This is a genomic window from Enterobacter cloacae complex sp. ECL352 (assembly GCF_020149545.1).
Lineage (GTDB): Bacteria > Pseudomonadota > Gammaproteobacteria > Enterobacterales > Enterobacteriaceae > Enterobacter > Enterobacter asburiae_B.
In genome coordinates this window covers 1,125,192-1,136,740 of the sequence record NZ_CP083709.1, presented here as the reverse complement: position 1 = coordinate 1,136,740, position 11,549 = coordinate 1,125,192, and the positions used below count along the sequence as shown (strand labels likewise).

Genomic DNA, 11,549 nt, shown 5'->3' with positions numbered 1-11,549 from the left:
TATGCGAATGGCACGTCTGACACGCTCCCGCTGGCTATGGCTGGCGGGAGCGCTTCTCATTTTATGGGGGCTGATTGTCGCCGCCGACCGCCTGTGGCCGTTGCCTCTGAAAGAGGTTAATCCCGCCCGGGTGGTGGTAGATGAGAAGGGCACGCCGCTCTGGCGTTTTGCCGATAGCGACGGGATCTGGCGCTACCCGGTTACCATTGAAGAGGTCTCTCCCCGCTACCTTGAGGCGCTGATCCAGTATGAAGATCGCTGGTTCTGGGATCACCCAGGCGTAAACCCGCTCTCTGTCCTGCGCGCTGCCTGGCAGGATCTCAGTTCTGGCAAAGTCGTCTCTGGTGGAAGCACGCTCACCATGCAGGTGGCACGCCTGCTGGACCCGCATCCGCGCACCTTTGGCGGCAAAGTTCGTCAACTCTGGCGGGCGATGCAGCTGGAGTGGCATCTTTCCAAACGCGACATTCTCACCCTTTACCTCAACCGCGCTCCGTTTGGCGGCACGCTGCAGGGCGTCGGGGCGGCAAGCTGGACCTATCTCGGCAAACCGCCGTCGCAGCTCAGCTATTCCGAAGCGGCGCTGCTGGCGGTACTGCCGCAGGCACCCAGCCGCTTGCGTCCGGACCGATGGCCTGAACGGGCAGAAGCGGCGCGCAACAAAGTGCTCGACCGCATGGTAACGCAGGGCGTCTGGTCCGCGAAGCAGGTCAAAGAATCACGGGAAGAATCGGTATGGCTGGCGCCCCGACAGATGCCGCAGCTGGCGCCGCTCTTTGCGCGCATGATGCTCGGCAAAAGCCGCGACGCAAAAATTGTCACCACGCTGGATGCCGGACTGCAGCGGCAGCTGGAAGAGCTGGCGATGAACTGGAAATCTCGCCTGCCGGCACGCAGCTCGCTGGCGATGATCGTCGTGGATCACACCGATATGAAAGTGCGCGGCTGGGTCGGCTCGGTGGATATTAACGATGACACGCGTTTTAGCCACGTGGATATGGTCAATGCGATCCGATCCCCCGGATCGGTGTTAAAGCCCTTTATTTACGGTATGGCGCTGGATGATGGCCTGATCCATCCCGCCTCGCTGCTCCAGGACGTTCCCAGAAAAACCGGTGATTATCGCCCCGGGAATTTTGACAGTGGGTTCCACGGACCGGTCAGCATGAGTGAAGCGCTGGTGCGCTCCCTCAACCTTCCCGCGGTACAGGTACTGGAAGCCTACGGGCCAAAACGTTTTGCCGGGATGCTGAGCAACGCAGGCTTGCCGCTGATCCTGCCTGCCGGGGCGCAGCCGAATCTGTCCCTGATCCTCGGCGGGGCAGGCGCCCGGCTGGCGGATATCACAGCGGCCTACAGCGCGTTTGCCCGACACGGTAAGGCGGGAAGGCTGCGGTTACAGCCGGGCGATCCGCTCATTGAACGTCCGCTGCTGTCGCAAGGCTCGGCGTGGATTATTCGCCGTATTCTGGCGAACGAGGCGCAGCCGCTCCCGGATAATGCGTTACCGCAGATCGCGCCGCTGGCGTGGAAAACCGGCACCAGCTACGGCTACCGTGATGCATGGGCCATTGGTCTGAATGCCCGCTACGTAATAGGCATCTGGACAGGACGACCGGACGGCACGCCCGTAGCGGGGCAATTTGGTTTCGCCAGCGCAGTTCCACTCTTAAATCAGGTCAATAACCTGCTTCAGTCACGCTCAACGGTAGACGAAGCCCGCCTGCCGCGCGACCCGCGTCCGGAGAGCGTCGGGCGGGGCGTGATCTGCTGGCCGGGCGGCCAGTCGCTGCCGGAAGGAAGTGAAAACTGTCGGCGTCGCCTGTCGACCTGGCTGCTGGAAGGGAGTGAACCGCCCACGCTGCTATTGCCCGAACAGGAAGGGATACGCGGCATTCGTTTCCCGGTCTGGCTGGATAAAACGGGTAAACGCGTGGCGGCAGATTGCCCTGATGCAACTGAAAAAGTCCTGGATGTCTGGCCGCTGCCGCTGGAGCCGTGGCTGCCGGCGACCGAGCGTCGCGCGGTACGGGTCCCTCCTTCCTCAACCACCTGTCCTCCGCTGTCGCAGGACGCACCTGCGCCACTCATCCTGACAGGCGTGCGTGAAGGGGCCGTCATCAAACGTCTGCCGGGCGAATCCCGCGTTTCGCTGCCGCTTCAGGCGACCGGCAATAGCGGCGAGCGCTGGTGGTTTTTGAACGGTGAACCGCTGAATGTGAAGGGAAGAGTTTACACATTACAGCTTGATAAATCGGGCGATTATCAGTTGCTCGTTATGGATGAGACCGGTCAGGTCGCGACGGTGAATTTTACGCTGCAGTGACCTGAAAATAGCTTTCTGATGTGAGCTGTTGCTAAAACTCGTCTTATTTTAAAAAAATGTTACCTGAATCCATAGGCAATGGCGCTATTGCTCATTATAATCCGCGCCACACCATACTCAGGTATGCAAAACAACAGAACATTGACAGAGGTTATCATGGCTATTGAACGTACTTTTTCCATCATCAAACCAAACGCGGTGGCAAAAAACGTTATTGGCAGCATCTTCGCTCGCTTTGAATCTGCAGGGTTCAAAATTGTTGGCACCAAAATGCTGCACCTGACCGTTGAGCAGGCTCGCGGTTTCTACGCTGAGCACGAAGGTCGCCCATTCTTTGACGGCCTGGTTGAGTTCATGACCTCCGGTCCAATCGTGGTATCCGTGCTGGAAGGCGAAAACGCAGTACAGCGTCACCGTGACCTGCTGGGCGCAACCAACCCGGACAACGCGCTGGCAGGTACTCTGCGCGCTGACTATGCGGACAGCTTCACCGAGAACGGTACCCACGGTTCTGACTCTGTTGAATCTGCTGCACGCGAAATCGCTTTCTTCTTCGCAGAAGGCGAAGTGTGTCCACGCACCCGTTAATTTAACGGTTTCGTTTACACATTATTTTCGTAAATGCCGCGTCCAGACGTGGCATCCCTGCGCCAGACTTTGTACAATGCAACGCCCCGGACGAGCAGACTGCTTTCCGGGGCGTTTCTATTCAACCCTCCATGGGCCATAACGTGTAACAACGAGGCCGGAAAATATTATGTCTGAATTAGTGAATACCTCCGAAGTCGCCATTCCTGCGGTTCCCAATAAAAATGGAAAAATCAACCTGCTGGATCTGAACCGTCAGCAGATGCGCGAGTTCTTTAAAGAGATGGGCGAAAAGCCGTTTCGTGCCGATCAGGTCATGAAGTGGATGTACCATTACTGCAGCGACAATTTTGATGACATGACTGACATCAACAAGGTCCTGCGCAACAAGCTCAAGGAAGTGGCTGAAATCCGCGCACCGGAAGTGGTGGAAGAGCAGCGCTCAGCGGATGGCACCATCAAATGGGCGATTGCGGTCGGCGATCAGCGCGTTGAGACCGTCTACATCCCGGAAGAAGACCGCGCCACGCTGTGTGTCTCCTCTCAGGTAGGTTGTGCGCTGGAGTGCAAATTCTGCTCAACCGCGCAGCAAGGCTTTAACCGTAACCTGCGGGTGTCAGAAATTATCGGCCAGGTCTGGCGTGCCGCGAAAATCGTCGGTGCGGCAAAAGTAACCGGTACGCGTCCTATCACCAACGTGGTGATGATGGGGATGGGTGAGCCGCTGCTGAACCTGACCAACGTCGTTCCGGCGATGGAAATCATGCTGGATGACTTCGGTTTTGGTCTGTCCAAGCGTCGCGTAACGCTGTCTACCTCAGGCGTTGTGCCTGCGCTGGACAAGCTGGGCGACATGATTGACGTTGCGCTGGCGATCTCCCTGCATGCACCAAACGACGAAATTCGTGACGAAATTGTGCCGATCAACAAAAAGTACAATATCGAAACCTTCCTCGCTGCGGTGCGTCGCTATCTGGAGAAATCCAACGCCAACCAGGGCCGCGTCACAATCGAGTACGTGATGCTTGACCACGTCAACGACGGTACCGAACATGCGCATCAGCTGGCTGAACTGCTGAAAGATACGCCATGCAAAATCAACCTGATCCCATGGAACCCGTTCCCGGGCGCGCCGTATGGCCGTAGCTCGAACAGCCGTATCGACCGTTTCTCCAAGGTGCTGATGGAGTATGGTTTCACCACCATCGTGCGTAAAACCCGTGGTGATGACATTGATGCAGCATGCGGACAGCTGGCAGGTGATGTTATTGACCGTACCAAACGTACCCTGCGTAAACGCATGCAGGGCGAGACGATCGCGGTTAAAGCTGTTTGATTATTATGCACTCACGGCGCATTATCTGCGCCGTGAAGCCTGGTCTTACTGAATAATCAGTCAGATTCGTTATGACTGAACAATAATTACGGTGCGTTTCATCCGACTTTCGGGCAGTATGTAACGACGTAACAACAGTTTAGCCGTACGGGCAGGGCTGTACTGTCATCTCCGGGCTGACAGTCTTATACTCTCTGTTCAAGGTTAACTGACCAGAAGTTTCGCGGTGCGGGTGGCATTGTGACTCACCGGCACCTGAACCCTTATTTTTCACGTACCAGTAGTTGTAGCGAATGAATACTGAAGCCACTCACGACCAACATGAAGCACTTTCCACTGGCGTTCGTCTTCGCAACGCCCGTGAACAACTCGGACTCAGCCAGCAAGCCGTTGCGGAACGCTTGTGCCTGAAGGTTTCCACGGTTCGCGATATTGAAGAAGATAAGGCGCCTGCCGATCTGGCTTCAACGTTCTTGCGCGGTTATATCCGCTCTTACGCAAAACTGGTCCATATCCCCGAAAATGAATTACTGCCAATGATGGAGAAGCAGGCACCGGTCCGTGCAGCAAAAGTTGCGCCGATGCAGACCTTCTCCCTGGGGAAACGTCGTAAAAAACGCGATGGCTGGCTGATGAGCTTTACCTGGCTGGTGCTGTTTGTGGTGATTGGCCTGACGGGCGCATGGTGGTGGCAAAACCACAAAGCCCAGCAGGAAGAGATCACCACCATGGCCGATCAATCCTCTGCTGAACTCAACCAGGCCGGAAGTGAGAATGCCCAGAACGTGCCGCTGAATACCGACGGTGCAGCGTCCTCAAGCGAGCCACAGACCGCAGCGCCAGACGCGTCGGCGACCGATGCAGCACAGGCTCCGTCAGCAACGGCTAACACCGCTGCGCCGCAGGCTCAGGATCAAAATGCGGTTGTTGCCCCTTCTCAGGCGAATGTTGATACTGCAGCGAACGTGCCTGCGGCTACTCAGCCTGCAGACAATAGCGCAGCGTCTCTGCCAACCAACCCGGCGGGTACGGCAACAGCAGCCGATCCCAACGCGCTGGTGATGAACTTCAGCGCCGACTGCTGGCTGGAAGTGACTGACGCGACAGGTAAAAAACTGTTCAGCGGCCTGCAGCGTAAAGATGGCACGTTAAACCTAACCGGCCAGGCTCCCTATAAACTTAAAATCGGCGCTCCGGCAGCGGTACAGATCCAGTATCAAGGAAAACCTGTCGACCTGAGCCGCTTTATCAGAACTAACCAGGTTGCACGTCTTACCGTTAATGCCGAACAATCAGCAGCACAGTAACAGACGGGCAACGCGGGAGATTTTTCATGCATAACCAGGCTCCGATTCAACGTAGAAAATCGAAACGGATTTACGTTGGGAATGTGCCAATCGGCGATGGGGCACCTATCGCCGTTCAGTCGATGACCAACACGCGCACTACCGATGTAGAAGCGACGGTCAATCAAATCAAAGCATTAGAACGTGTAGGCGCGGACATTGTTCGCGTCTCCGTCCCGACCATGGATGCCGCTGAGGCGTTCAAACTGATCAAACAGCAGGTCAGCGTTCCGCTGGTGGCTGATATCCACTTCGACTACCGCATCGCACTGAAAGTGGCCGAATACGGCGTCGATTGCCTGCGCATTAACCCGGGCAACATCGGTAACGAAGAGCGTATCCGCATGGTAGTGGACTGCGCCCGCGATAAAAATATTCCTATCCGTATCGGCGTTAACGCCGGTTCCCTGGAAAAAGACCTGCAGGAAAAATACGGCGAGCCGACGCCACAGGCGCTGCTCGAATCCGCGATGCGTCATGTCGATCATCTCGATCGTCTTAACTTCGATCAGTTCAAAGTCAGCGTAAAAGCGTCCGACGTGTTCCTGGCGGTGGAGTCTTATCGTCTGCTGGCAAAACAGATCGACCAGCCTCTGCACCTCGGGATAACCGAAGCGGGCGGCCTGCGCAGCGGCTCTGTAAAATCTGCGATCGGTCTGGGGCTGCTGCTCTCTGAAGGGATCGGTGACACCCTGCGCGTCTCGCTGGCGGCCGATCCGGTCGAAGAGATCAAAGTCGGTTTCGATATCCTGAAGTCGCTGCGCATTCGCGCGCGTGGGATCAACTTCATTGCCTGCCCAACCTGCTCGCGTCAGGAGTTTGATGTGATCGGGACGGTGAATGCCCTGGAGCAGCGTCTGGAAGACATTATCACCCCGATGGACGTCTCCATCATCGGCTGCGTGGTAAACGGTCCGGGTGAAGCACTGGTGTCAACCCTGGGCGTAACCGGCGGTAACAAGAAAAGTGGTCTCTATGAAGATGGCGTTCGTAAAGATCGTCTGGATAATAGCGACATGATCGACCAGCTTGAAGCCCGCATCCGCGCCAAAGCCGCCATGATGGACGAAACACAGCGTATCAGCGTTCAGCAGGTTGAAAAATAACGTGATGGGAAGCGTGCCGCTTCCCATGTATGATTGAACCCATTCTTTGGGTTTTTTTTGTATATAGAAAGAGAATAAACGTGGCAAAAAACATTCAAGCCATCCGCGGCATGAACGATTATCTGCCTGGCGAAACCGCCATCTGGCAGCGCATTGAAGGCACACTGAAGCAGGTGCTCGGCAGCTACGGTTACAGCGAAATCCGTTTGCCGATTGTAGAGCAGACCCCGTTATTCAAACGCGCGATCGGTGAAGTCACCGACGTGGTTGAAAAAGAGATGTACACCTTTGAGGACCGCAACGGCGACAGCCTGACCCTGCGTCCGGAAGGTACGGCGGGCTGCGTACGCGCCGGCATCGAACATGGTCTTCTGTACAATCAGGAGCAGCGCCTGTGGTATATCGGCCCGATGTTCCGCCACGAACGTCCTCAGAAAGGTCGTTATCGCCAGTTCAATCAGCTGGGTGTGGAAGTCTTTGGTCTGCAGGGCCCGGACATCGACGCCGAACTGATTATGCTGACCGCCCGCTGGTGGCGTGCGCTCGGTATCGCCGATCACGTTTCCCTTGAGCTGAACTCTATCGGTTCTCTGGAAGCTCGCGCTAACTACCGCGATGCGCTGGTTGCGTTCCTGGAACAGCATAAAGAGAAGCTGGACGAAGACTGCAAACGTCGCATGTACAGTAACCCGCTGCGCGTTCTGGATTCCAAAAACGCGGATGTTCAGGCACTGCTGAACGATGCGCCTGCGCTCGGTGACTACCTGGATGAAGAATCTCGCGAACACTTCGCGGGCCTGTGCAAGCTGCTTGAAGCGGCAGGCATCGCCTATACCGTGAATCAGCGCCTGGTGCGCGGTCTGGACTACTACAACCGCACCGTGTTTGAGTGGGTGACCACCAGCCTCGGTTCTCAGGGCACCGTATGTGCGGGCGGCCGTTATGACGGTCTGGTTGAGCAGCTTGGCGGTCGCGCAGCCCCTGCTGTTGGCTTCGCGATGGGCCTTGAGCGACTTGTTTTGCTGGTTCAGGCAGTTAATCCGGAATTTAAAGCAGATTCCGTTGTCGATATATACCTGGTGGCTTCAGGCGCGGAAACGCAGTCTGCGGCGATGCAGCTTGCCGAACGCGTGCGCGATGCGCTGCCGGGCGTTAAGCTGATGACCAACCATGGCGGCGGCAACTTTAAAAAACAGTTTGCTCGTGCCGATAAGTGGGGCGCAAGTATTGCACTGGTGCTGGGCGAGTCCGAAGTGGCTAACGGCGAAGTGGTGGTGAAGGACCTGCGCTCTGGTGAGCAGACAACGGTAACGCAGGACGGCGTTGCGGCGCACTTGCGCACTCTATTGGGCTAAGGAGAAGGACTGCGTGGAAATTTACGAGAACGAACACGATCAGGTCGACGCGATTAAGCGCTTCTTTGTTGAAAACGGCAAAGCGCTGGTTGTTGGGGTTATTTTAGGTGTCGGTGCGCTGGTGGGCTGGCGTTACTGGAACAATCATCAGGCAGATTCCGCGCGCGGCGCGTCCCTGTCCTATGAAAATACCGTGAGCGCAATTCGTGCCGATCAGCCGCAAACGCTGACGGCGGCAGAAAAATTTGCGGCTGACAACAAAAACACCTACGGTGCACTGGCTGCGCTGGAAGTGGCTCAGCAGTACGTTGATAAGAACGAACTGGATAAAGCCGCTGCACAGCTCTCTCAGAGCCTTGCTGCGGCAAGCGATGAGAACCTGAAAGCGGTGATCAATCTGCGCCTGGCACGTATTCAGGTTCAGCAGAAAAAAGCTGACGATGCGCTGAAAACGCTCGATACCATCAAAGGCGAAGGTTTTGCTGCCATCGTTGCCGATCTGCGCGGTGAAGCACTGCTGAGCAAAGGTGACAAAGCGGGCGCGCGTAAAGCGTGGCAAGCTGGCGTCGAGAGCAATGCTTCACCTGCGCTGAGCGAAATGATGCAGATGAAAATAAATAATTTGTCCGTCTGAGAGGGACCCGATGCAATTGCGTAAATTACTTCTGCCAGGACTGCTTTCTGTTACGTTATTGAGTGGTTGTTCACTGTTCAGTGGCGAAGAAGACGTTGTGAAAATGTCCCCACTGCCGACGGTTGAAAACCAGTTTACCCCATCCACCGCGTGGGATGTCTCCGTGGGCAATGGGATTGGTGATTTCTATTCCAACCTTCATCCTGCGTATGCAGACAGCGTTGTCTATGCCGCTGACCGCAAAGGTACCGTGAAAGCGGTGAACGTCGATGACGGGAAAGAAGTATGGTCCGTTAACCTGGCGGAAAAAGACGGCTGGTTCTCCCGTAAACCTGCACTGCTCTCTGGCGGTCTGACCGTTGCCGGTGGCCATGTTTACGTGGGCAGCGAAAAAGCGCAGGTTTATGCGCTGAACAGCAGCGACGGCTCTATTGCCTGGCAAACAACCGTAGCGGGTGAATCCCTGTCTCGTCCGGTGGTGAGCGACGGTCTGGTGCTGATTCATACCAGCAACGGCCAGCTGCAGGCGCTGAACGAAGCTGACGGTCTGGTGAAATGGACCGTTAACCTGGATATGCCTGCGCTCTCTCTGCGCGGTGAATCAGCACCGGCTACCGCATTTGGTGCTGCCATTGTGGGCGGTGACAACGGTCGCGTGAGCGCCGTGCTGATGCAGCAGGGTCAGATGATCTGGCAGCAGCGTATCTCTCAGGCCACCGGCTCAACGGAAATTGACCGTCTGAGCGACGTAGACACAACGCCGGTCATCGTTAACGGTGTGGTTTACGCGCTGGCCTATAACGGCAACCTGACCGCGCTGGATCTGCGCAGCGGCCAGATCATGTGGAAACGTGAGCTGGGCTCTGTGAACGATTTCATCGTTGAGGGCAACCGCATCTATATGGTTGATCAGAACGACCGTCTGCTGGCGCTGAGCACCGAAGGCGGCGTGACGCTGTGGACGCAAAGCGATCTGCTGCACCGTCTGCTGACCTCGCCTGCGCTGTACAACGGTAGCCTGGTGGTTGGCGACAGCGAAGGGTATATGCACTGGATCGATCCGGATAACGGCCGCTTTGTTGCACAGCAAAAAGTCGACAGCTCTGGCTTCCTGACCGATCCGGTTGTGGCCGACGGCAAACTGCTGATTCAGGCAAAAGACGGCACGCTGTACGCGATCACGCGTTAATTACCCGGCGGTTGTAGTATACTAAACGGCTCCTGTTCACTCAGGAGCCGTTTTGACATTTTTAAAAACGCCGCGAAAGCGACGTTATTTTGAATTTTATGAGGCTTCAAACATGGTACCTGTGGTCGCGCTTGTCGGGCGCCCTAACGTTGGAAAATCCACTCTTTTTAACCGTTTAACACGCACCCGTGATGCGCTGGTTGCGGATTTCCCGGGGCTGACGCGTGACCGTAAGTACGGTCGTGCAGAGGTGGAAGGACGCGAGTTCATCTGTATTGATACCGGTGGTATTGACGGCACAGAAGACGGCGTTGAAACCCGCATGGCGGAACAGTCGCTGCTAGCGATTGAAGAGGCGGATGTGGTGCTGTTTATGGTGGATGCGCGCGCTGGCCTGATGCCGGCGGACTCCGCTATTGCCAAACACCTGCGTTCACGCGAAAAGCCGACCTTCCTGGTGGCGAACAAAACTGACGGCATCGATGCCGATCAGGCCGTCGCGGATTTCTGGTCTCTGGGTCTGGGTGAAATCTACCCGATTGCGGCATCGCATGGCCGTGGCGTCACCAGCCTGCTGGAAACCGTTCTGCTGCCGTGGGTTGACGAAGTAAACCCGCCGGAAGAAGTGGACGAAGACGCTGAATACTGGGCGCAGTTTGAAGACGGAGAAGAGGGCGAAGAAGAGCCTGAAGACGACTTCAACCCGCAGGATCTGCCGATCAAGCTGGCCATCGTGGGTCGTCCAAACGTAGGTAAGTCTACGCTTACTAACCGTATTCTGGGTGAAGAGCGCGTGGTCGTTTACGACATGCCGGGCACCACCCGTGACAGTATCTACATTCCTATGCAGCGCGACGAGCGCGAGTATGTCCTCATCGACACCGCCGGGGTGCGTAAGCGCGGGAAAATCACCGATGTGGTGGAAAAATTCTCCGTTATCAAAACCCTGCAGGCGATCGAAGATGCCAACGTAGTGCTGCTGGTCATCGACGCACGCGAAGGTATCTCCGATCAGGATCTCTCTCTGCTCGGCTTTATCCTCAATAGTGGGCGCTCACTGGTTATCGTGGTCAACAAGTGGGATGGCCTGAGCAATGAAGTGCGCGAGCAGGTGAAAGAGACCCTCGACTTCCGTCTGGGCTTTATCGACTTCGCCCGCGTGCACTTTATCTCTGCGCTGCACGGCAGCGGGGTGGGTAACCTGTTCGAATCCGTGCGTGAAGCGTACGACAGCTCCACCCGTCGTCAGAGCACCGCGATGCTGACCCGCATCATGAATATGGCTGCTGAAGACCATCAGCCGCCGCTGGTGCGCGGCCGTCGCGTGAAGCTGAAATATGCCCACGCCGGTGGTTACAACCCGCCAATCGTAGTAATTCACGGCAACCAGGTGAAAGACCTGCCGGATTCCTACAAGCGCTATCTGATGAACTACTTCCGTAAATCGCTGGACGTAATGGGCACGCCTATCCGTATCCAGTTCAAGGAAGGGGAAAACCCGTTTGCCAACAAGCGCAACACCCTGACGCCAAACCAGATGCGTAAGCGTAAGCGCTTGATTAAGCACATTAAGAAAAGCAAATAATCTTTACCTGCCTCACGAAAGCCCGCGTTTATCGCGGGCTTTTTTTTGCCAAATCATACCGCCGGTTTTCTCTGTGTGAAGTCA

At 56.2% G+C, this 11,549-nt stretch carries 9 protein-coding genes; all 9 read left to right on the top strand.

Annotated elements, in window-relative coordinates; all coding sequences use genetic code 11:
- The first annotated feature begins 1 nt into the window (after position 1).
- The 9 genes from pbpC to der all read left to right on the top strand — a co-directional run bounded on the left by pbpC (position 2) and on the right by der (position 11,465).
- Positions 2-2,326 carry a peptidoglycan glycosyltransferase PbpC gene (pbpC, locus tag LBF07_RS05450; protein WP_094934604.1) on the top strand — a complete coding sequence of 775 codons (2,325 nt, stop codon included), beginning with the start codon at positions 2-4 and terminating at the stop codon, positions 2,324-2,326.
- A 156-nt stretch (positions 2,327-2,482) separates the two neighbouring features.
- Positions 2,483-2,914, top strand: coding sequence for a nucleoside-diphosphate kinase (ndk, locus tag LBF07_RS05445; protein ID WP_003860625.1), 432 nt, complete (start codon positions 2,483-2,485; stop codon positions 2,912-2,914).
- Positions 2,915-3,083: 169 nt separating this feature from the next.
- Positions 3,084-4,250 carry a bifunctional tRNA (adenosine(37)-C2)-methyltransferase TrmG/ribosomal RNA large subunit methyltransferase RlmN gene (locus LBF07_RS05440; RefSeq protein WP_014171168.1) on the top strand — a complete coding sequence of 389 codons (1,167 nt, stop codon included), beginning with the start codon at positions 3,084-3,086 and terminating at the stop codon, positions 4,248-4,250.
- A gap of 293 nt (positions 4,251-4,543) precedes the next feature.
- Positions 4,544-5,557 (top strand): cytoskeleton protein RodZ, encoded by a 1,014-nt coding sequence (gene rodZ / locus LBF07_RS05435; RefSeq protein ID WP_094934603.1) that lies wholly within the window; start codon positions 4,544-4,546, stop codon positions 5,555-5,557.
- Positions 5,558-5,583: 26 nt separating this feature from the next.
- A complete protein-coding gene (gene ispG, locus LBF07_RS05430) occupies positions 5,584-6,702 on the top strand; it encodes a flavodoxin-dependent (E)-4-hydroxy-3-methylbut-2-enyl-diphosphate synthase (RefSeq protein ID WP_023308814.1) in 1,119 nt (372 codons plus the stop codon).
- A gap of 80 nt (positions 6,703-6,782) precedes the next feature.
- Positions 6,783-8,057, top strand: coding sequence for a histidine--tRNA ligase (gene hisS, locus LBF07_RS05425; RefSeq protein WP_032622984.1), 1,275 nt, complete (start codon positions 6,783-6,785; stop codon positions 8,055-8,057).
- A 13-nt stretch (positions 8,058-8,070) separates the two neighbouring features.
- On the top strand, positions 8,071-8,691 hold the full coding sequence (locus tag LBF07_RS05420) for a YfgM family protein (RefSeq protein WP_033146211.1): 621 nt from the start codon (positions 8,071-8,073) through the stop codon (positions 8,689-8,691).
- Positions 8,692-8,701: 10 nt separating this feature from the next.
- Positions 8,702-9,880, top strand: a complete 1,179-nt coding sequence (gene bamB, locus LBF07_RS05415) for an outer membrane protein assembly factor BamB (protein ID WP_094934602.1) — start codon at positions 8,702-8,704, stop codon at positions 9,878-9,880.
- Between the two features lie 112 nt (positions 9,881-9,992).
- Positions 9,993-11,465 carry a ribosome biogenesis GTPase Der gene (gene der, locus LBF07_RS05410; RefSeq protein ID WP_023308811.1) on the top strand — a complete coding sequence of 491 codons (1,473 nt, stop codon included), beginning with the start codon at positions 9,993-9,995 and terminating at the stop codon, positions 11,463-11,465.
- Positions 11,466-11,549 lie beyond the last annotated feature (84 nt).

Coding starts and splice junctions, on each gene's coding strand:
- pbpC (WP_094934604.1), top strand. CDS start 2: ATGCGAATGGCACGTCTGACACGCTCCCGCTGGCTATGGCTGGCGGGA.
- ndk (WP_003860625.1), top strand. CDS start 2,483: ATGGCTATTGAACGTACTTTTTCCATCATCAAACCAAACGCGGTGGCA.
- LBF07_RS05440 (WP_014171168.1), top strand. CDS start 3,084: ATGTCTGAATTAGTGAATACCTCCGAAGTCGCCATTCCTGCGGTTCCC.
- rodZ (WP_094934603.1), top strand. CDS start 4,544: ATGAATACTGAAGCCACTCACGACCAACATGAAGCACTTTCCACTGGC.
- ispG (WP_023308814.1), top strand. CDS start 5,584: ATGCATAACCAGGCTCCGATTCAACGTAGAAAATCGAAACGGATTTAC.
- bamB (WP_094934602.1), top strand. CDS start 8,702: ATGCAATTGCGTAAATTACTTCTGCCAGGACTGCTTTCTGTTACGTTA.
- der (WP_023308811.1), top strand. CDS start 9,993: ATGGTACCTGTGGTCGCGCTTGTCGGGCGCCCTAACGTTGGAAAATCC.